We start from the raw sequence: 19737 nt of genomic DNA, 5'->3' as shown, positions 1-19737 counted from the left end.
CCCCCCACATCGGGCAGGTGCCCTAGGTGGGGTCGACGGCTACCTCAGATCCTCAGCCGGGCCGGCCCGCCTGCCAGACGCCGGCGACCAGCGGGACGCCCGGCCGGTAGGCCAGGTGGACGTACGACGGGGCGTCGAGCAGCACCAGGTCGGCGCGTCGGCCGGGGGCGATCACCCCGACGTCGTCGCGGCCGAGCGCCCGGGCACCGCCGGCCGTGGCCGCCCAGAGCGCCTCGGCGGGCGTCATCCCCATCTCGCGGACCGCCAGGGCCAGGCAGAACGGCACCGAGCTGGTGTAGCAGGACCCGGGGTTGCAGTCGCTGGCGATCGCCACCGTGACCCCGGCCGCGAGCAGCCGGCGGGCGTCGGGGTAGGGCTGGCGGGTCGAGAACTCCACCCCGGGAAGCAGCGTGGCGACGGTGCCGCTGTCGGCCAGCGCGGCCACGTCGTCGTCGGCGAGGTAGGTGCAGTGGTCGACCGCGGTCAGCCCGAGCTCGGCGGCCAGCCGGACACCACCGCCGTACGTCAGCTGGTTGGCGTGGAGCCGCCCGCGCAGTCCCGCGGCCTCGCCCGCGGCCAGGACCGTGCGCGCCTGGTCGACGTCGAAGGCGCCCTCCTCGCAGAACGCGTCGATCCAGCGGGCGTACGGCGCGGCCGCCTCGAGCATCGGACCGGTGACGAGGTCGACGTAGGTGTCGGGGTCGGTGCCGGCGGGCACCACGTGGGCTCCGAGGTACGTCGTCTCCTCGGTGAACTGCCGCGCGACCGCCAGGCTGCGGGCCTCGTCGTGGACGGTCAGCCCGTAGCCGCTCTTGATCTCGAGGGTCGTCGTGCCCTGGCGGCGCATCTCGGCGACGAGCCGCGCGACGTGGCTGGTCAGCTGCTCGTCGGAGGCGGCCCGGGTCGCGGCGACGGTCGTCCTGATTCCTCCGGCGGCGTAGGACTCGCCCGCCATGCGGGCCGCGAACTCCGGCGCCCGGTCGCCCGCGAAGACCAGGTGGCTGTGGCTGTCGACGAAGCCCGGCACGACCGCGCGGCCTCCCGCGTCGACCTGCTGGTCGGCCGCGGGCGCCTCGGCGGCGCCTCCGACCCACGCGATGTGGCTGCCCTCCACGACGACCGCGGCGTCGGTCAGCGGGCGGTCGTGGCCGGGGGCGTGCGTGGTGAGCTCGCCGATGCCGGTGATGACGGTGGTGGTCATGCGTGCACGCTCCTGATCGCGTCGTCGAGGTCGCGACCGAGGTCGTCCCGGTCGTCAGCGGTGGCCACGACCCGGCCCTCGACGACCACGTGGGTGACGTCGGCGGCGGTGGCGGCGAAGACGGCCGTGTGCTCGTCGGCGCCGGTGCCGGCCGTGCGCGGGCTGGCGGTGTCGAGGGTGACCAGGTCGGCGCGCCGACCGACCGCGATCTCGCCAGCGTCGTCCCAGCCGAGGCTGCGATGGCCGTCCGTCGTCGCGGCGGTGAGCAGCTCGCCGGCGGTCCAGTGGCCGCGCTGCTGCCTGGCCAGCCGCTCGTCGAGCTCCAGCGCCCGCAGCTCCTCGAACGGGTCGACCACCGCGTGGCTGTCGCTGCCCAGGGTCAGTCGGACCCCGGCCTCGTGCAGCCGCCGGCCGGGACCGATCCCGTCGCCGAGGTCGCGCTCGGTGGTCGGGCAGAAGCCGGCGTACGCCTGCGCCTCGGCAAGCAGCCGGACGTCGTCGTCGGTGAGGTGGGTGGCGTGCACGGCCGTCGTGAGCGGGCCGAGCACGTCGTGGTCGGCGAGCAGCTCGACCGGCGTGCGTGCGTAGGCGGCCACGCAGGCGGCGTTCTCGGCGACCTGCTCGGAGACGTGGGCGTGCAGCGGCCTGCCACGGGCCCCGTCGACGACCGTCGGCATCGCCTCGGGCGGGACCGCGCGGACCGAGTGGATCGCCGCACCGTGCTTCAGATCGTCGCCGTCCGACAGCCGCTCGACGCGCTCCCGCCAGCGGTCCGCGTCGCCGTCGGAGAACCGCCGCTGCACGCCTGCGGGTGGTTCGCCGAACCCGCTGGAGAGGTAGCAGGTGTCGAGCAGGGTCAACCGGATCCCGGCCTCGCGTGCCGAAGCGACGAGGGCGTGGGACATCGCGTTCGGGTCGTCGTACGGCGTCCCGTCGGGCTGGTGGTGGAGGTAGTGGAACTCCCCCACGCTGGTCATCCCGGCCGCCACCATCTCGCGGAAGACGGCCGTGGCCAGCCGGTGGTAGGAGTCCGGGTCGAGCCGCTCCGCGACGGCGTACATCTGCTCGCGCCAGGTCCAGAAGGTGCCCCGCTCCCGCTGCGTCCGTCCGCGCAGCGCGCGGTGGAAGGCGTGGCTGTGCGTGTTGGCGAGGCCGGGGAGGGTGAGGCCGGGGAGCGTGTCGGCCTCCCCGCCTGAGCGGGGAGACCGACGCCTGAAGGGGGAAGCATCGGCCGCCGGGTGACCGACTCGCCCACCGGGTTCGACCCGGCTGAACCGCCCGTCGACGATCTCGACCAGCACGTCGTCCCGGACCGCGCCGCCGACCCAGGCCCGCTCGAGCAGGAACGAGGTCGTCACGACAGCAGCCGCTCGAGGGTGTCGGCGAGCGCGGAGACGCCGACCAGGCAGTCGGCGGTCTCGGCGTGCTCGTCGGGGGAGTGGGAGACGCCGGTGGGGTTGCGGACGAACAGCATCGCGGTCGGTACGCCGGCCGCCGCCAGGATCCCGGCGTCGTGGCCGGCAGCCGTCGGGATCACGGGCCAGTCGCCCTCGGCGTGGTCGGTGGCGATCCGCGAGGCCAGGTCGGCGTCGAAGCCGACCGAGCCCGACACCGACTCCGGGGTGACGACGAGCGCGGTGCCGTCGCGGCTCGCGCGGTCGCCGGCCTGGCCGGAGATCGCCTCGACCAGCGCCTCCAAGGAGCCCTCGGACTCGGCGCGCGCGTCCAGCCAGGCGGTCACCCGCGAGGGCACCGCGTTGGTGCCGTTGGGCTCGACCGCCACCCGTCCGAAGGTCGCCCGCTGACCGGCCAGCCGCGCCTGCTTGTTGGCCGCGAGTGCCGTCATCGCATAGCTGAGCATCGGGTCGTGCCGGTCCTCCATCCGCGTCGTCCCGGCGTGGTTCGCCTCGCCGGTGAAGTCGAACCGGTAGCGCCCGTGCGGCCAGATCCCGCTCCCGACCCCGACCGCCGCGCCCCGGTCGACCAGGTCGCGCCCCTGCTCGACGTGGAGCTCGACGAAGCAGCCGACCCCGTCCAGCTCCGCCCACCGTCCGCCCTCCCCCAGTCCCGAGGCGGCCAGCGCGTCGGGGAGGAAGACGCCGTCGCGGTCGCGCAGCTCGCGGGCCTGCGCCCAGTCGAGGGTGCCGGTCGCCAGCCGTGAGCCGAGGCAGGCGAGCCCGAAGCGCGAACCCTCCTCCTCGACGAAGACCGAGACGCCGAGCGGCCGCGCCGGCTCGACCCCGCGCTCGCGGAGCAGGTCGACCGCGGCCAGCGCGGACACGACGCCGAGCGGACCGTCGTACGCCCCGCCGTCGAGGACGCTGTCGAGGTGGGAGCCGGTGAGCACGCCGGGACCGGTGCCGGCGTCCCACCAGGCGACCTGGTTGCCGATCGGGTCGGTCTCCAGCCGCAGCCCGCGGGCGATCGCCGCTTCCGCGAACCACGCCCGCAGCTCGCCCTCCGCCGAGGTCCAGGGCTGCCGGAAGTAGCCCCCCGAGGAGTCCGAGCGACCGACGGGTGCGATCTCGTGCCACATCTCCTCGAAGCCCATGGGGTCAGTCCATCGCCGCACCGGTGCGGCGGCAAGCACCGAGCGGTGGCCCGGGTCTCGGATCCGAGATCACCGACGCCACCGGCCGCGGTGGACGAGGTCCTGCCACGGCCGCCGGGGGCGTCGGGACGGCGACCCGGCAGGGCCGGCGTCCTCGAGCCGGTGGCCGAGGGTGATCGCCCCGACGGGCAGCCGGTCCCCCGGCACCCCGAACGCCTCGCGCAACGCCGCCACCCGCCCCGGCGGGATCCCGAAGAAGCACGCCCCCAGCCCCTCGTCGACCGCGGTCTGCAGGACCAGCAGCGAGGCCATCCCCGCGTCGACGTACCAGAACGGCACCGGCCAGCGGCCCGGGTCGCGGTCGGTCCAGCCCTTGTCGGCCTCGGCGTACCGGTCGAGGTAGGCCTCCCGGCTCGTCAGCGGTACGACGACCACCGGGGCGGACCGCATCCCCCTCAGCCAGGAGCTCTCGGCTCCGGCATCGGCGGTCACGTCCCAGAAGCGCGCGACCTGCTCCCGCTCGTCGAGCACGAGGAACTCCACGGCCTGCGTGAAGCCGGCGCTCGGCGCCCGGGAGGCGTGCTCGAGGGCGCGGTCGACGAGGGCGGGATCGACCGGTCGGTCGGCGTACCGCCGCACCATCCGACGCCGCCGGACCACCTCACGGAGCTCCACGACCCACCGCCGTCCTCACACGTTCACGAGCGTGTCCCGCCACCCGCAGGAGGCTAGGGCACGACCGTGCCAGGTGGCAGCAAGGAGTCACCCCGGATTTGCAACCTGACCCCGGAGCAATCACGGTTGTGCGGTTGTCGAAAAGCCACAGGAAGGTAACAACCATGGCCACGACCGTCGATCCGCAGCCTGATCAGGCCCGAGGGGAGGACGCGCCCCCGCCCCGCAGGCGACGCCACCCGGCCCTCGACTTCCGCTTCCGCGACGAGTCGACCAAGGACCTGCCGATCGATGCGTTCGTCTTCGGCGTGACCGCGACGATCGCCGTCGGCTTCCTGCTCTGGGGCTTCCTCAGCACGGCCTCGCTGTCGTCGGCCTCGAGCACCGCGCTCGGCTGGACGATGCAGGGCCTGGACTGGTTCTTCGTCCTCATCGCCTCCGGCTTCGTGGTGTTCTCGCTCTGGCTGGCCCTGGGCAAGTACGGCAACATCCCGCTCGGCCGTGACGGCGAGCGTCCGGAGTTCCGCACGTCGTCGTGGATCGCGATGATGTTCTCCGCCGGCATGGGCATCGGCCTGATGTTCTACGGCGTCAACGAGCCGCTGACGTTCTTCGCCGACGGCGGCGACTTCGCGGTCCCGGGCACCAACGGCCTGACCCAGGCCGAGCTGGCCGACGTCGCGATGGCGCAGACGCTGTTCCACTGGACGTTCCACCCGTGGGCGATCTACGCGGTGGTGGGCCTCGCGATCGCGTACGGCACCTTCCGCAAGGGTCGCCGCCAGCTGATCAGCGCGGCGTTCATCCCGCTGCTCGGCAAGCGTGCCGAGGGCCGGGCCGGCAAGGTCATCGACATCCTCGCCATCTTCGCGACCCTCTTCGGCTCCGCCGCCTCGCTCGGTCTCGGCGCCCTGCAGATCCGCAGCGGCCTGCAGATCGTCGCCGGCCTCGGCGAGACCGGGAACGCCCTGCTGATCGGCATCATCGCGGTGCTGACGGTCGGCTTCGTGCTGTCCGCGGTCTCCGGTGTCGCCAAGGGCATCCAGTGGCTCTCCAACATCAACATGGTGCTCGCCGTCGCGCTGGCGGTCTTCGTGTTCGTGGTCGGGCCGACGCTGTTCGTCCTCGACATCGTGCCGTCCGCGATCGCGGCGTACTTCGGCGAGCTGCCCGAGATGGCCGGCCGGACCAACGCCCAGGGCGGCAACGTCGCGACCTGGCTGTCGTACTACACGGTCTTCTACTGGGCCTGGTGGATCTCCTGGACCCCCTTCGTCGGCATGTTCATCGCCCGCATCTCGCGCGGTCGCACGATCCGCCAGTTCGTGACCGGCGTGCTGCTGGTGCCGAGCCTGGTGAGCCTCGTGTGGTTCGCCATCTTCGGCGGGTCCGCGATCAAGCTGCAGATGGACGGCACCGACATCTACGGCGCCGGCGGCGTCGAGGCGCAGCTGTTCACCCTGCTGGAGAACTTCCCGTGGGCGACCGTCACCAGCATCCTGGTGATGGTCCTGGTGGGCATCTTCTTCGTGTCCGGCGCCGACGCCGCTTCGCTCGTGATGGGCACGCTGTCGCAGAACGGTGCGATCGAGCCCCGCAAGGCGGTCGTCGTCTTCTGGGGCGTCGCGACCGGTGCCGCCGCGGCGGTGATGCTGCTGGTGGGTGGCGAGGACGGGCTCAACGGCCTCAAGACCATCACCATCGTCTCCGCGGTGCCCTTCGCCGTGGTCATGGTGGGCCTGTGCGTCGCCCTGGCCAAGGACCTCTCGCAGGACCCGCTCGTCGTGCGTGCCGACTACGCGAAGGCCGCCGTCCACGAGGCCGTGGTCGCCGGCGTCACCGAGCACGGTGACGACTTCCGGCTCGCCGTCGAGCAGGACACCCCCGGTGCCGCCGGCGACGAGGTAGGCGACCGCGCCGAGCAGCGCTAGCTCCTCCTCCGGATCACCCCCTGCCTCGTATCCTGTCGGGGCAGGGGGTGATCTCGTTGTCGGACCACGACAGCCGTCCTGAGCGGGTGGAACGCACCCGCGACGCACGCACCGGCGACCCCGCGGCCCGGGCCCGGATGCGTGAGCAGCACACCTGGGTCGACCTGCAGGTGCGCCGGGCCATGGAGCGCGGTGACTTCGACGACCTGCCCGGTGCGGGCAAGCCGCTGGGGGACCTCGGCGCGGACCACGATCCCGACTGGTGGCTCAAGCAGCTCATCGAGCGCGAGAAGGTCACCGGCGTGCTGCCGCCCGCGCTGCAGCTGCGCAAGGACGACGCCGAGCTCGACGCGCTCCTCGACGGGCTCGCCAGCGAGCGAGACGTACGCCGCGAGATCGAGGACTTCAACGCCCGCGTGATGCGCGCCCGCTACACCCCCGTCGACGGACCGCCGCTGGTCACCCAGCCCCGCGACGTCGACGCCGAGGTCGCGCGGTGGCGGGAGCGACGCAGCACGCGGCACACTGGGCACCAGGCGCCGGAGACGGCGGATCAGCCGCGGCGCAGGCGCTGGTTCCGCCGCTGAGCACGGTCGGCGCCGGGGGAGGCTCAGGTGTCGGTCGCGGCCGCCAGGGAGGCGTACGCCCGTGGTGACTGGCGGGCCGCCTACGACGCGCTCGACGCCGACCGTGCCACGCTCGACACGGGCGACCTCGACCTGCTGGGCGAGGCTGCCTGGTGGCTCGGTGACTCCCCCGGCTCGATGGCCGTCTCCGAGGAGGTCTACCAACGCCTGGTCGCGGCCGGGGCCGAGCAGGAGGCGGCGGACCGCGCGCTGCGCCTGACGCTGGAGTGGTTCACGCGTGGCGACGTCCAGATCGCCCTGGCGTGGCTGGCCCGGGCCCGACGGCTGCTCGGCTCGCTGCCCCGCTGCGCCCTGCACGGCTACCTCGCCTACCTCGACGCGGCCGCGGACCTCGAGCTGACGGCCGACCCCGAGCTCGCCGAGGTCGCGGCGGCCGAGCTCCGGGCGTTCTCCCAGGAGTTCGACGACCCCGCGCTCGCCTGCTTCTCGCTGGCGCTGAGCGGCCTCGCCGGCATCCGCCGCGGGCGCACCGCGCACGGGTTTGCCGACCTCGACGAGGCGATGCTCCCGGTGCTCGCGGGCCACGTCGACCCGCTGTGGTCCGGCGACCTCTACTGCACCGTCATCCACCTGTGCGACGAGCTGGCGGACCTGTCGCGGATGCGGGCGTGGACCGACGCGCTCGCCCGGTGGTCGCGGCCCCGGTCGGAGACCTTCCTGTTCGCCGGCGTCACCCGGGTCCACGAGCTGCAGCTCGCCGCCGCCGAGGGCGACTGGGTCACAGTCGAGCAGGAGCTCGGCGAGCGCAGCGCCGACCTCGTCGGGAAGCACGGCTGGCTGGCGGGCGAGGGCTACTACACCCTCGGCGAGGTACGTCGGCTGCGGGGTGACGCGGCCGGGGCGCGCACGGCCTTCGGGCAGGCCCGCGAGCTCGGCCACGCCGCCCAGCCCGGCGAGGCGCTGCTGCTGGCGTCGGAGGGACGGTGCGCGGAGGCGCTCGACCAGCTCCGGGTCGCCCTCGCCGAGCGCGACACCCTGGCGCGGGCCCGGATGCTGCTGCCCGCGGTCTCGCTGGCGCTCCGCGAGCAGGAGCCGGCGTACGCCATGACGCTGGCGGCCGAGCTGGAGTCGACCGCAGCTCGGTTCGGGACCCCCGGGCTCCGGGCCGCGGCGGCCCAGGGGCGCGCCACCCTCCACCTGGCAGCCGGGGACGCAGCGGCCGCGCTCCCACTCCTCACCGACGCGCTCGCCACCTACCGCGACCAGCGCCACCGTCACGCGATGGCCCTCGTCCACGAGCAGCTGGCCGCCGCCCACCGGGCGCTGGGTGAGGTGCACCGTGCCGCGGCCGACGTGGCCACCGCCCGGGCGATCTACGGCCGGCTCGGCGCCGAGCCGGACCTGGCACGGACGGCACCGGCGCAGCGACCCGGCGGGCTCACTGCGCGCGAGGTCGAGGTGCTGCGCCTGGTGGCCGGCGGCGCCAGCAACCGCGACGTCGCCGCAGCTCTCACGATCAGCGACAAGACGGTCAGCCGCCACCTCGCCAACATCTTCACCAAGCTCGATGTCAGCTCCCGGACGGCCGCTGCCGGGTGGAGCCGCGAGCACGGCCTCTGAGTGCACGATTCACCTCACGAGCACGGGTCCGGGATGGGGCATCCGGTCGAGGCGACGGCCGCGGCTGCGCTCCTAGCGTCGGAGGGCGCCGGCGACCCTGCCGGGCGCCCGCCCACCCTTGGAGGACACCATGACCGCGCTCGACAGCCCGACCACGACCGCAGCCGATCCCGAGGAGGTCGCCGGCCGCATCCTGGGGATCCTCAACGACGGCGCCATCTGCATCCTCACCAGCCTCGGCCAGCAGCTCGGCCTCTTCGACACCCTCGCCGCGCTGCCGCCGGCGACCAGTGCCCAGCTCGCCGACGCCGCCGGGCTCGACGAGCGGTACGTCCGCGAGTGGCTCGGCGGTGTCGTGACCGCCGGCTTCGTCCGGTTCGCACCCGCGTCGGGCACGTACGAGCTGCGCCCCGACCACGCGCCGTTCCTCACCGGGACCGGGCCGGACAACCTCGCGCGCCAGACCCGTTACGTCGCGCTCATGGGCGAGGTCGCTCCACGGATCGCCGAGAAGTTCCGCACCGGTGGTGGCCTCGGGTACTCCGACTACCCGGGCTTCCACGACCTCATGGCCGCGGACAGCGCGGCCGTCAACGACACCTCGCTCGTCGACACGATCATTCCGCTGACGGGGCTGGCCGACCGCCTGGAGGCGGGCGTCCGGGTGGCCGACGTCGGCTGCGGCGAGGGCCACGCGATCAACCTGCTCGCCCGCACCTACCCGGCGAGCCACTTCGTCGGCTACGACTTCAGCGAGGAGGCGCTGGTCGCCGCGCGGGCTGAGGCCGCCACCTGGGGGCTGCCCAACGCCCGCTTCGAGACCGCGGACGTCGCCCAGCTCGGTGCGGCCGCGGAGTACGACCTGGTGACGGCCTTCGACGCGATCCACGACCAGGCGCACCCCGCGACCGTGCTCGCCAACATCCGCCGCGCGCTGCGGCCCGGGGGCACCTTCCTGATGGTCGACATCAAGGCGGACAGCACCCTGGAGGGCAACCTCGAGCTGCCGTGGGCCTCGTTCCTCTACGCCGTCTCGACCGTGCACTGCATGTCGGTCTCGCTCGGTCAGGGCGGCGACGGTCTGGGCACGGTGTGGGGCGTCCAGACCGCGACCCGGATGCTGCACGAGGCGGGATTCGCCGAGGTGACCCTCCACGACCTCGAGGAGGACCCGTTCAACGCCTACGTCGTCGCCCGCGCCTGAACCCGAGGTGTCACCTTCGTCATACCGACGGCGAGCGGGCCGCTGCTAGGTTCCGCGGCATGCGCCCCGCCAAGGACTTCTTCCGCCCGCTCGCCGTCGGTGCTCCCGAGCCACTCCGCGAGGTCCCGGCGCGTCCCAGCCGGGCGATCCACTTCTTCGACCCGAGCAACCCCAAGATGGCGGCCAAGGTCCCCGACATGGTCGGCACGGTCGACGTCCTGCTCGGCAACCTCGAGGACGCCGTCAAGGCCGACCGCAAGGAGGCGGCCCGCGCCGGGCTGGTCGAGATCGCGCAGGCGACGGACTTCGGTCCCACCCAGCTGTGGACCCGGATCAACGCGCTCGACAGCCCGTGGGTGCTCGACGACCTGACCACCCTGGTCACCGAGATCGGCGACCGGCTCGACGTGGTCATGGTGCCGAAGGTGCAGGGCGCCGAGGACATCCACTACGTCGACCGGCTGCTCGCCCAGCTCGAGGCGAAGGCGGGGCTGGAGCGGCCGATCCTCGTCCACGCGATCCTCGAGACCGCCCGCGGCGTGGCGAACGTCGAGGAGATCTGCGGCGCCAGCCCGCGGATGCAGGGCCTCTCGCTCGGCCCGGCCGACCTCGCGGCGGACCGGCGGATGAAGACGACGCGCGTGGGCGGCGGCCACCCCGGCTACCTCGTGCGCGAGGACCCGGTGCTCAACGCCGACGGCGTGGAGTCGCGCGAGCGCGCGACCTTCCAGCAGGACCTGTGGCACTACACGATCGCCCGGATGGTCGACGCCTGCGCCATGCACGGGATCTACCCCTACTACGGCCCCTTCGGCGACATCGCCGACGAGGTCGCCTGCGAGGACCAGTTCCGCAACGCCTTCCTGCTCGGCTGCGTCGGCACCTGGTCGCTCCACCCCAAGCAGATCGCGATCGCCAACCGCGTCTTCAGCCCCAGCGTCGAGGACATCCGTCACGCCCGCCGGGTGGTGGCCGCGATGGGCGACGGCACGGGGGCGGTGATGCTCGACGGGAAGATGGAGGACGACGCGTCCCTCAAGCAGTGCCTGGTGATGGTCGACCTCGCCGAGCAGCTCGCCGCGGTCGACCCCGAGCTCGCCGCGAAGTACGAGGAGCTCGGCGATGAGTGACTTCCGCCCCCGCCGCTCGGTCCTCTACATGCCCGGCTCCAACGAGCGGGCCCTCGAGAAGGCCCGGTCGATCCCGTGCGACGGGCTGATCCTCGACCTCGAGGACAGCGTCGCCCCGGACGCCAAGCCCGCCGCCCGGGAGGCTGCGTGCGCGGCCGCCGCCTCCGGGGCGTACGGCGCCCGCGAGGTCACCATCCGGGTCAACGCCGCCGACACCGACTGGCACGCCGACGACCTCGCTGCCGCGTGCGCGGCAGGCCCCGACGCGATCGTGGTGCCCAAGGTCGACAGCGCCGACGCGGTGCTGCGGCTGGTGGACGCCATGGCAGCCCACGACGCCCCCGACCGGACCACGCTGTGGGCGATGATCGAGACGCCTGTCGCCATGCTCCACGCGGAGGAGATCGCCGCCGCGTCCGAGCGCCTGACCGTCCTGGTGATGGGCACCAACGACCTCGTCAAGGAGCTGTACGCCGAGCACGTCCCGGGCCGCCAGCCGCTGCTCCCCGGGCTGGGCCTGGCGCTGCTCGCCGCCCGCGCGACCGGCAAGGTCGTCCTCGACGGCGTCTACAACGACGTCAAGGACACCGACGGCTTCCTCGCCGAGTGCGACCAGGGCCGGCAGCTCGGCTTCGACGGCAAGACGCTGATCCACCCCGGCCAGGTCGAGGGCGCCAACCGTGCCTTCGCGCCGAGCGAGTCGGCGGTGGAGGAGGCGCGCGGGATCCTGCAGGCGTGGGAGGAGGGCAAGGGTTCCGGCGTGGTCACCTACCGCGGCCGGATGGTCGAGAACCTCCACGTCGAGTCGGCGGAGCGCATCCTGCGGATCCACGACGCGATCGGCGCCCTGGCGCCCGGCGGCGCCTGAGCGGAAACGCCCGCGCGCGGTCGGCAAACCTCTGCCACCATCGGCGCATGGTCGCCGGCGTCGTCCTCGTCGCACTGCTCCACGAGGGGCAGGTGCTCGTCGTCGACGGCCGGCTGCCCGAGGTCGAGGTCGACGAGGACGCGGACGACCGCTTCCCCACCGCGCTCGAGCGGGTCGGCGCGGACGTCTACCTCGCGCCGGTGCTGCGGTTGGGCGTGGACCGGTTCCTCGACGTCGTCGGCTGCCGCTCCCTGCCGGTGCCGCACGGCACGTGGGTGGCCCCTGCCGACCTCGCCGACACCGAGGTCGCCGAGCTCCTGGGGCGGACCCTGCGCGAGCGCGAGGAACCACCACCGTTGCGCCCGCCGTGGTTCCTGCCCGGCTGGTACGACGAGGTCGAGACGTGGGTCGACGAGCAGCTGTCCCGGGCCGGCCGGCCGCGTACGGGCGTGATGGTGGTCCACCGGGTCTGGAGCATCTCGGCGGTGCTCCGGGTGCCGACCGGATCCGGCGTGCTGTGGTTCAAGGCGCCGTGCGACCTGTTCGGTCGCGAGGCCGCGATCCACCGGGTCCTCGCGCGGCACTTCCCCGACGACGTCCCGGTGCTGGTCGCCGCCGACGAGGAACGCGGCTGGACGCTGATGGAGGCGATGCGCGGGGCCGGTGAGTCCGACCGGTCACCGGGTGCGGCGGCCGCGCTCGCAACCCGCTGGGCGGAGGTGCAGCTCGCCTCGCTCGACGTGGTCGACGAGCTCCGGGAGGCCGGTGGGCTGGTGCGCGACGCCGCGGCGACGCTGGCCGCCCTCCACCGGGTGCTGTCCGGCAGCCCCGAGCTCGGCTCCCTCGACCCCGACGAGCTCGCGGCGGTAAGAGCGGTGGTCGGCAGGGTCGAGGACCTGGTCCGTGAGCTGTGGGACTGCGGGCTCCCGGACACCCTGTGCCACGGCGACCTGCACCTGGGCAACGTCGCCTACGACGGCCACGAGCTCCGCGTCTTCGACCTGACCGACTGCTGCATCGGCCACCCGTTGCTGGACGGCTGCCACCTCGCGCACTTCGACGAGGGCCGGCCCGCGGACGACGACCTCTTCGCGGCGTTCGCCCGCCCGTGGCGCGAGGCGTTCCCGGAGGCCCGGATCGACCGCGCCGCGGCGCTCGCGCCCGTGGTCGACCTGGTCTTCCAGCTCGACGTCTTCGACCGGATCGCCGCCGCCACCGAGCCCGCGTCGGCGTACGAGCTGGGCGGTGTCGTGGCGTGGCTGCTGAAGCGGCTGCCGGGGGCGGTGGCCGGGCTGGAGCGATAGCTGACCGCGATCATCATCACCTTGCCGGCGGGAGCGATGATCTTCGCGGTCAGGTATCGCGCGGCGGGGGCGTCCGCCACCACGGCGGAGGGGCCAGCGTCCACTGCCGCTCCGAGGGGCTCCCGAAGCGGGCGCGCGCCCGCGTCGACCGGATGCGGTCGACCACCAGCCGCTCGTCGGAGAGGTCGCCCGCCACCACCGTGAAGTACTCCAGCCCGACGTCGCGGAAGCACTGCTCGCGCGCGACGTCGCGACGGTGCCGGTCCCGCCCGCGGTGGGCGGCACCGTCGTACTCGCCGACCACGCCGGCGACGGGGTCGAGCAGGTCGGGGTATCCGAGCAACCGGCCGCGGAGGTCGAACACGGGCCGGTTGACCAGCGGGACGGGCAGGCCCGCGTCGAGCACCCAGCGCAGGAACAGGTAGACCTCCGGACCCGACCGGAAGCCCTCGCTGCTGAGGGCCAGCGCGTCGCGGAAGAGCGGGATGCCCTCCCAGGCGACCCGCAGCTCGGCGTACTCGCGGAGCTGGCGACGGGTCGTGATCCCGGAGGCCAGAGTCATGCAGATCGCGGCCACCGCCGGCCGCAGGGTCCGCCGCCGCCGTACCTCGTCGAAGAGTGCGCGCTGGGCGGTCGTGCACCACAGGCCGTGCACGAACTGGCGGTCGTACGGCGGCAGCTGCCGCCGGCTGCGGCGGGCACGGTCGTCCTCCCACGGGTGGTAGCCGGACCGCTGCAGCAGATCGACCGGCAGCACCGTGCCGGCCGCGTCCACCGTCCCGTCGAAGTACGCAGCCCCCAGCCATCGCAGCGCGGCCCACCCGGTCACCGCACCCGTGCCCCGCACACGCATCCCCTGCTCGAGGATGCGCTGCTCGACCCTGCTCGAGTCGACGTCCGCCGGCACGTACCAGCCGTGCGACACCTGCCGGAACCGGCCGCGCTGCGTCTGGCCCCGCGTGGGACCGGTGAGCCCCGCGGGGTCGATGCGCGCGGGCCGCACCAGGTCGGCGGGCAGCGCGCCGCGTGGTGACCAGTGTGCTCCGTCGTCGTGCTCGTCCCCCCGGGCACGGTCCGCCCGTTCCTGTCGTCACGCACCCGGGTGACGGCCCGACTGTGGACAACCTCGTCCGGACGCAGGCTGTGGATCACGACGGGTGGATAGCTGACCGCAGAAATCATCACCGGCCGTCCGCGAAGGATGATTTCCGCGGTCAGGTATCCCCTACTCCGCCATCGGCACCCGCACCCCGCGCTCGGCGGCCACCTCGATCGCACGGTCGTAGCCCGCGTCGACGTGGCGGATCACGCCCATCCCCGGGTCGTTGGTGAGCACCCGCTCGATCTTCTGCGCCGCGAGGTCGGTGCCGTCGGCGACGCACACCTGGCCGGCGTGCAGCGAGCGGCCGATGCCGACGCCGCCGCCGTGGTGGAAGGAGACCCAGGTCGCGCCGGAGGCGGTGTTGACCAGCGCGTTGAGGACCGCCCAGTCGGCGATCGCGTCGGAGCCGTCGAGCATCGCCTCGGTCTCGCGGTAGGGGGAGGCGACCGAGCCGCAGTCGAGGTGGTCACGGCCGATCACGACCGGCGCGCTGAGCTCGCCCGAGGCGACCATCTCGTTGAACTTCAGCCCGGCCCGGTGGCGCTCGCCGTAGCCCAGCCAGCAGATGCGGGCCGGCAGACCCTGGAACTCCACCCGCTCCGACGCCATGGTGATCCACTTCCGGAGCTTCTCGTCCTCGGGGAACAGCTCGAGGATCGCGCGGTCCGTGGCGGCGATGTCGGCGGGGTCGCCGGAGAGCGCGGCCCACCGGAACGGCCCCTTGCCCTCGCAGAACAGCGGCCGGATGTACGCCGGGACGAACCCGGGGAACTCGAAGGCCCGGTCGTAGCCGCCCTTGCGGGCCTCGTCGCGGATCGAGTTGCCGTAGTCGAACACCTCCGCGCCCCGGTCCTGGAACTCCACCATCGCTCGCACGTGCGCGGCCATCGACGCCTGCGCGGCCTTGGTGAACGCCACCGGGTCGGCCTCGCGCTGCGCCTGCCACTCCTCGAACGGCACCCCCACCGGCAGGTAGAACAGCGGGTCGTGCGCGGAGGTCTGGTCGGTGACGACGTCGATCGGGGCACCCTGCTCGAGCAGCGCCGGCACCATCTCGGCAGCGTTGCCGAGCACGCCGATCGACAGCGGACGGCGCTCGTCGCGAGCGGCCACCGCGAGCTCGAGGGCGTGGTCGAGCGAGTCGGCGCGTACGTCGAGGTAGCGGTGCTCGATCCGCCGCTCGATCCGGGACTCGTCGCACTCGATGCAGATCGCGACGCCGTCGTTCATGGTCACCGCGAGCGGCTGCGCGCCGCCCATGCCGCCGAGTCCGGCCGTCAGGGTGATGGTCCCGGCCAGCGTGCCCCCGAACGTCTTGTCAGCGACGGCGGCGAAGGTCTCGAAGGTGCCCTGCAGGATCCCCTGGGTGCCGATGTAGATCCACGAGCCGGCCGTCATCTGGCCGTACATCGTCAGGCCGAGGTCCTCCAGCCGGCGGAACTCCTCCCAGTTCGCCCAGTCGCCGACGAGGTTGGAGTTGGCGATCAGCACGCGCGGCGCCCACTCGTGGGTCCGCATCACCCCGACCGGCTTGCCGGACTGCACGAGCAGGGTCTCGTCGTCACCCAGCGTGCGGAGCGTCCGCACGAGGGCGTCGTACGCCTCCCAGCTGCGGGCGGCCTTCCCGGTGCCGCCGTAGACGACCAGGTCCTCGGGGCGCTCCGCGTTGGCCGGGTCGAGGTTGTTCATCAGCATCCGCAGCGGCGCCTCGGTCTGCCAGGAGCGGGCGGTCAGCGCGGTGCCGTGCGGGGCGTGGATGGGCAGGCGGTCGTTCACTGGAGGTCTCCGATCACGGACGAGGCGGCCGCGAGCACGGCGCCGGACTGGACGAGCGAGACGCAGGCCTCGATCTCGGGCGAGAGGTGGCGGTCGGGGCCGGGTCCCTCGATCCCGGCCTCCCGCAGCAGGCGGACGACGGCACCCGTGGCGGGCGAGGGCGTCAGCGGGGCCCGCAGGTCGAGCGCGCGGGCCGCGGTCAGCACCTCGACCGCGACGACGCGGGACAACCCGTCGACCGAGCGCCGCAGCTTGCGGGCGGCCGACCAGCCCATCGACACGTGGTCCTCCTGCATCGCGCTGGAGGGGATGGAGTCGACGCTCGCGGGGACGGCGAGCCGCTTGAGCTCCGAGACGATCGCGGCCTGGGTGTACTGGGCGATCATGTGGCCACTGTCGACGCCGGGGTCGTCGGCGAGGAACGGCGGGAGCCCGTGGTTGCGCGCCTTGTCGAGGAACCGGTCGGTGCGCCGTTCGCTGATCGAGGCCACGTCGGCGGCGACGATCGCGAGGAAGTCGAGGACGTACGCGACGGGGGCACCGTGGAAGTTGCCGTTGGACTCCACCCGGCCGTCGTCGGGGAGCACGACGGGGTTGTCGACCGCGCTGGCGAGCTCGCGGGTGGCGACGCTCGCCGCGTGCTCGACGGTGTCGCGGGCGGCGCCGTGCACCTGGGGCGAGCAGCGCAGGGAGTAGGCGTCCTGGACGCGGTTGCAGTCCGGTCCGCGGTGGGAGGCGACGACCGCGGAGTCCGCCATCAGCGCCACCAGGTTGGCGGCGGAGGCGGCCTGGCCGGGGTGGGGCCGGATCGCCTGCAGCTCAGGAGCGAAGACCCGGTCGGTCCCGAGCTGGGCCTCGACCGACATCGCGGCGGCCACGTCGGCGGTGCGCAGCAGCAGCCGCAGGTCCTCGACGGCCATCACCAGCATGCCGAGCATGCCGTCGGTCCCGTTGATGAGGGCGAGCCCCTCCTTCGCCGCCAGCTCGACCGGCGCGAGCCCGGCCGCGGCCAGCGCGTCGGACGCCGGCACCAGCGCACCATCCGCGTCGCGGACCTCGCCCTCCCCCATCAGCGCCAGGGCGCAGTGCGACAGCGGCGCGAGGTCGCCCGAGCAGCCCAGCGAGCCGTACTCGCGGACGACGGGGGTGATGCCGTGGCTCAGCAGCCCGGCGATCAGCCGCGCGGTCCCGAGCCGGATCCCGGTGTGGCCGGTGGCCAGGGTCGAGAGCCGGAGCAGCATCAGCGCCCGCACCACCTCCGGCTCCACCTCCGGACCCGACCCGGCGGCGTGGGAGCGCACCAGGGACCGCTGCAGCTGGGCGCGCAGCTCGGTCGGGATGTGGCGGGTGGCGAGCGCGCCGAAACCCGTCGAGATGCCGTACGCCGGCGTCGGCGCCTCGGCCAGCTCGTCGACGACGGCCCGGGCGCGCTCGATCGCAGCCTCGGCCTCGGGGGTGAGCGTCACCGGCGCACCGTGGCGGGCGACGGCGAGGACCTCGGCGAACGAGACCGGGCCGACGCCGACGGCGACCGGGCCCGGCGAGGAGTGGGTCGTCATGGCCCCATCCAACGACCGCCCCGTCCCCCGCGCCAGACCGACGGCGCCCGACCTGTCTCGGATCCGAGACGAGCTCGAATCCCGTTGCCGCCCACCGCGGCGACTCCCTCCAGTGAGGAAGGTGGGGGGAGGGGGGACCATGCCCACCGTGCGGCTCAGCGAGCCGAGGCAGGTCGCGTTGACGGCCCTGCTCGCCCTCGAGCCCGCTCCCGACTCCGCTCGCGCCGACCGGCACCCCGACCGACGTACGCTCGAGGCGCTCGGGCGCCTGATCCCCTGCGACGTGATCGGCCTCGGCGTCGTGGACGCGGACACCGGCACCCTGCTCTACTCGGTCTCGCTGCCCTCGTGGCGCGCCTGGGTCCACGACGAGGGCCTCGACGAGGAGTGCCCCGAGGGCGTCCTCCACGAGCTCGACGACCCGCGGTTCCGACCCCAGCTCGTGCGGACCGGCATGAGCGACGGCCTGCTGCTGTGCTTCCGCGACGGGCGCGACCGGGTGGTGCAGGTGTGGCTGGACCGGGAACGCCGCCCGTTCACCGAGGCCGACCTCGCCCTGCTGCGGATGACCGAACCGATCCTGCGCCGGCTGCTCCGCGAGCGGCCCACCCTGCGGCTCCACGCCGACCTCACGACCCAGGAGCGGCGGGTGCTGCGGCTCGTCGCCACCGGGATGTCCAACGCCGACGTGGCCGCCCGGATGTCGGTGGCGCCGTGCACGGTCCGCAAGCACCTCGAGCACGCCTACCGCAAGCTCGGCGTGACCAACCGGATGGCGGCCGTGCAGGCCTTCGAGGGGCGGCCGGCGTACGCCGTCACCCGTGGCCAGACCTTCGCCTGATCGCGAATAGCCACCGGACCTGCGCGGCTCCGAGACTGACAGGGCCAGTCGTACGTCCGAGGGGGCCCACCATGTCCGTCCGCCGTCACCTGCTCGCCGCCACCGCCTGCCTGGCGCTCGTGGTCCCGCTGGGACCCGCCACCGCCGGCGGCCACCCGCCGGGACACGACGACGCGGCAGCCGCGGCGACCGCCGTCGCGTGGCAGCGGATCGCCCTGCGCACGATCTACACCGAGGGCCTCTCGTCGCCCCCGGTGGGCATCCTCTACCTGGCCTTCACCTCGATCGCCGTGGACGACGCCGCGGATCGCGTGCAGAAGCGTGGCGGGTCCGCCGAGGCAGCCGTGGCCGCGGCCGCGCACGGCGTGCTGAGGGAGTACTTCGCCGCGACGTCCGCCGCCAACCTCGACGCCGACCTCGCGAGCACGCTCGCGGCCGTCCCCGACGGACCCGCGGAGGCCAAGGGCGTCCGCATCGGCGAGAAGGCCGCCGCCCGCATGGTCGAGAGTCGCGAGGACGACGGACGCAACGACCTGAGCGTCATCTACTCGCAGCCCGACGAGGTGGGCTACTGGCAGCCGCCGCCGGGCGCACCGACCACGGGGGGCGGCATGGCCGGCGCATGGATCGGCTTCGTCGACCCGCTCGTGCACATCCGTCGGGTCAAGCTCGACGGTCCCGACCCGCTCGACAGCCACGCCTACGCCGTCGACTACCAGGAGGTGCTGGAGACGGGCTCGTCCACCCCGACCCCCGACCTGGCCGACGAGGCGGCCACGGCTCGCTTCTTCGCCTTCAACCCGCCGGTGATGTACCGCACCGCGGTGTGCGACCTGCTGACGGCCGAACCGATGGGGCTCAGCGACACCACGGAGCTCTTCGCCACCATCGACACCGCCGTGGCGACGGCGGCCATCGAGACCAACCGGCTCAAGTTCGAGATCGGCTTCTGGCGCCCGTTCCAGGCGATCAACGACCTCCGCGACGACGGCAACCCCGCCACGACGCCGCAGCCGGGCTGGGCGCCGCTGGTCCCGAATCCCTTCTACTCCGACTACACCAGCGGACACGCGTCCGCGACGGCACCGTTCGCCGAGGTGATGCGGAAGGCCTTCGGTGACGACGTCACGCTGACCCTGAAGAGTCCCCTCCTGGCCGACCCCGCGCAGCGAGAGCGGACGTACTCGTCCCTGTCGGACATCGAGCACGACGCGCTGCACGCCCGGATCTGGGGCGGGCTGCACTTCCGCGATGCCATGGACGACGGCTACCTGCTCGGCCACAAGACCGCGCGGCGGGTGATGCGTGCCATGCGCTGAGGTCCGGCCGGCCGCCGTACGTCTCGGATCCGAGACCACACCCTTTCAGGTGTGCCTGCCGTCCCGCCG

16 protein-coding genes are annotated in these 19737 nt (G+C 73.6%); 9 read left to right on the top strand and 7 right to left on the bottom strand.

The genetic code is table 11. The features are described from left to right. Positions 1-52: 52 nt before the first annotated feature. From hutI to EXE57_RS13565, 4 genes are all read right to left on the bottom strand, one after another. Positions 53-1201, bottom strand: coding sequence for an imidazolonepropionase (gene hutI, locus EXE57_RS13580; protein WP_135078347.1), 1149 nt, complete (start codon positions 1199-1201; stop codon positions 53-55). Continuing rightward, positions 1198-2559 carry a formimidoylglutamate deiminase gene (locus tag EXE57_RS13575; RefSeq protein WP_135078345.1) on the bottom strand — a complete coding sequence of 454 codons (1362 nt, stop codon included), beginning with the start codon at positions 2557-2559 and terminating at the stop codon, positions 1198-1200. Before EXE57_RS13575 ends, hutI begins: the two co-directional genes overlap by 4 nt. Further along, complete coding sequence (locus tag EXE57_RS13570) at positions 2556-3752, bottom strand: allantoate amidohydrolase (protein ID WP_135078343.1); 1197 nt, start codon at positions 3750-3752, stop codon at positions 2556-2558. The genes EXE57_RS13575 and EXE57_RS13570 overlap by 4 nt, the downstream gene beginning before the upstream one ends. Before the next feature lie 69 nt (positions 3753-3821). Next, the gene (locus EXE57_RS13565) at positions 3822-4427 is read right to left on the bottom strand and encodes a nitroreductase family protein (protein ID WP_135078341.1); all 606 of its coding nucleotides are present in this window, start codon (positions 4425-4427) and stop codon (positions 3822-3824) included. Between the two features lie 164 nt (positions 4428-4591). Here EXE57_RS13565 and EXE57_RS13560 point away from each other — a divergent pair, with 164 nt between their 5' ends. The 7 genes from EXE57_RS13560 to EXE57_RS13530 all read left to right on the top strand — a co-directional run bounded on the left by EXE57_RS13560 (position 4592) and on the right by EXE57_RS13530 (position 13071). After that, entirely contained in the window at positions 4592-6358 is a 1767-nt protein-coding gene (locus EXE57_RS13560; RefSeq protein ID WP_135078339.1) for a BCCT family transporter, read from the top strand. A gap of 86 nt (positions 6359-6444) precedes the next feature. Further along, a complete protein-coding gene (locus EXE57_RS13555) occupies positions 6445-6945 on the top strand; it encodes a DnaJ family domain-containing protein (protein WP_244246831.1) in 501 nt (166 codons plus the stop codon). Between the two features lie 27 nt (positions 6946-6972). Continuing rightward, the gene (locus tag EXE57_RS13550; protein WP_135078337.1) at positions 6973-8565 is read left to right on the top strand and encodes a helix-turn-helix domain-containing protein; all 1593 of its coding nucleotides are present in this window, start codon (positions 6973-6975) and stop codon (positions 8563-8565) included. Between the two features lie 130 nt (positions 8566-8695). Further along, positions 8696-9769 carry a class I SAM-dependent methyltransferase gene (locus EXE57_RS13545; RefSeq protein ID WP_135078335.1) on the top strand — a complete coding sequence of 358 codons (1074 nt, stop codon included), beginning with the start codon at positions 8696-8698 and terminating at the stop codon, positions 9767-9769. Between the two features lie 59 nt (positions 9770-9828). Beyond that, the gene (locus EXE57_RS13540) at positions 9829-10899 is read left to right on the top strand and encodes an HpcH/HpaI aldolase/citrate lyase family protein (RefSeq protein ID WP_135078333.1); all 1071 of its coding nucleotides are present in this window, start codon (positions 9829-9831) and stop codon (positions 10897-10899) included. After that, positions 10892-11767, top strand: a complete 876-nt coding sequence (locus EXE57_RS13535) for an HpcH/HpaI aldolase/citrate lyase family protein (protein WP_135078331.1) — start codon at positions 10892-10894, stop codon at positions 11765-11767. The genes EXE57_RS13540 and EXE57_RS13535 overlap by 8 nt, the downstream gene beginning before the upstream one ends. Before the next feature lie 47 nt (positions 11768-11814). Continuing rightward, complete coding sequence (locus EXE57_RS13530; RefSeq protein WP_135078329.1) at positions 11815-13071, top strand: phosphotransferase family protein; 1257 nt, start codon at positions 11815-11817, stop codon at positions 13069-13071. Between the two features lie 49 nt (positions 13072-13120). Here EXE57_RS13530 and EXE57_RS13525 read toward each other — a convergent pair whose 3' ends face one another. From EXE57_RS13525 to hutH, 3 genes are all read right to left on the bottom strand, one after another. Continuing rightward, positions 13121-14074 (bottom strand): hypothetical protein, encoded by a 954-nt coding sequence (locus tag EXE57_RS13525; protein WP_135078327.1) that lies wholly within the window; start codon positions 14072-14074, stop codon positions 13121-13123. Between the two features lie 222 nt (positions 14075-14296). Continuing rightward, on the bottom strand, positions 14297-15949 hold the full coding sequence (gene hutU / locus EXE57_RS13520) for a urocanate hydratase (protein ID WP_135078325.1): 1653 nt from the start codon (positions 15947-15949) through the stop codon (positions 14297-14299). Continuing rightward, entirely contained in the window at positions 15946-17508 is a 1563-nt protein-coding gene (gene hutH, locus EXE57_RS13515) for a histidine ammonia-lyase (RefSeq protein WP_135078323.1), read from the bottom strand. The genes hutU and hutH overlap by 4 nt, the downstream gene beginning before the upstream one ends. A gap of 139 nt (positions 17509-17647) precedes the next feature. Here hutH and EXE57_RS13510 point away from each other — a divergent pair, with 139 nt between their 5' ends. Beyond that, the gene (locus EXE57_RS13510; protein ID WP_167305905.1) at positions 17648-18349 is read left to right on the top strand and encodes a helix-turn-helix transcriptional regulator; all 702 of its coding nucleotides are present in this window, start codon (positions 17648-17650) and stop codon (positions 18347-18349) included. 71 nt (positions 18350-18420) lie between these two features. After that, the gene (locus tag EXE57_RS13505) at positions 18421-19668 is read left to right on the top strand and encodes a vanadium-dependent haloperoxidase (protein ID WP_135078319.1); all 1248 of its coding nucleotides are present in this window, start codon (positions 18421-18423) and stop codon (positions 19666-19668) included. Positions 19669-19737 lie beyond the last annotated feature (69 nt).

The sequence above is a fragment of the Nocardioides euryhalodurans genome, assembly GCF_004564375.1.
In the GTDB taxonomy this organism is placed as follows: domain Bacteria; phylum Actinomycetota; class Actinomycetes; order Propionibacteriales; family Nocardioidaceae; genus Nocardioides; species Nocardioides euryhalodurans.
This window is presented reverse-complemented; position numbering and strand designations above follow the sequence as displayed.

Coding starts and splice junctions, on each gene's coding strand:
- EXE57_RS13560 (WP_135078339.1), top strand. CDS start 4,592: ATGGCCACGACCGTCGATCCGCAGCCTGATCAGGCCCGAGGGGAGGAC.
- EXE57_RS13510 (WP_167305905.1), top strand. CDS start 17,648: ATGCCCACCGTGCGGCTCAGCGAGCCGAGGCAGGTCGCGTTGACGGCC.
- EXE57_RS13505 (WP_135078319.1), top strand. CDS start 18,421: ATGTCCGTCCGCCGTCACCTGCTCGCCGCCACCGCCTGCCTGGCGCTC.
- hutI (WP_135078347.1), bottom strand. CDS start 1,201: ATGACCACCACCGTCATCACCGGCATCGGCGAGCTCACCACGCACGCC.
- EXE57_RS13530 (WP_135078329.1), top strand. CDS start 11,815: ATGGTCGCCGGCGTCGTCCTCGTCGCACTGCTCCACGAGGGGCAGGTG.
- hutH (WP_135078323.1), bottom strand. CDS start 17,508: ATGACGACCCACTCCTCGCCGGGCCCGGTCGCCGTCGGCGTCGGCCCG.
- EXE57_RS13540 (WP_135078333.1), top strand. CDS start 9,829: ATGCGCCCCGCCAAGGACTTCTTCCGCCCGCTCGCCGTCGGTGCTCCC.
- EXE57_RS13535 (WP_135078331.1), top strand. CDS start 10,892: ATGAGTGACTTCCGCCCCCGCCGCTCGGTCCTCTACATGCCCGGCTCC.
- EXE57_RS13545 (WP_135078335.1), top strand. CDS start 8,696: ATGACCGCGCTCGACAGCCCGACCACGACCGCAGCCGATCCCGAGGAG.
- EXE57_RS13570 (WP_135078343.1), bottom strand. CDS start 3,752: ATGGGCTTCGAGGAGATGTGGCACGAGATCGCACCCGTCGGTCGCTCG.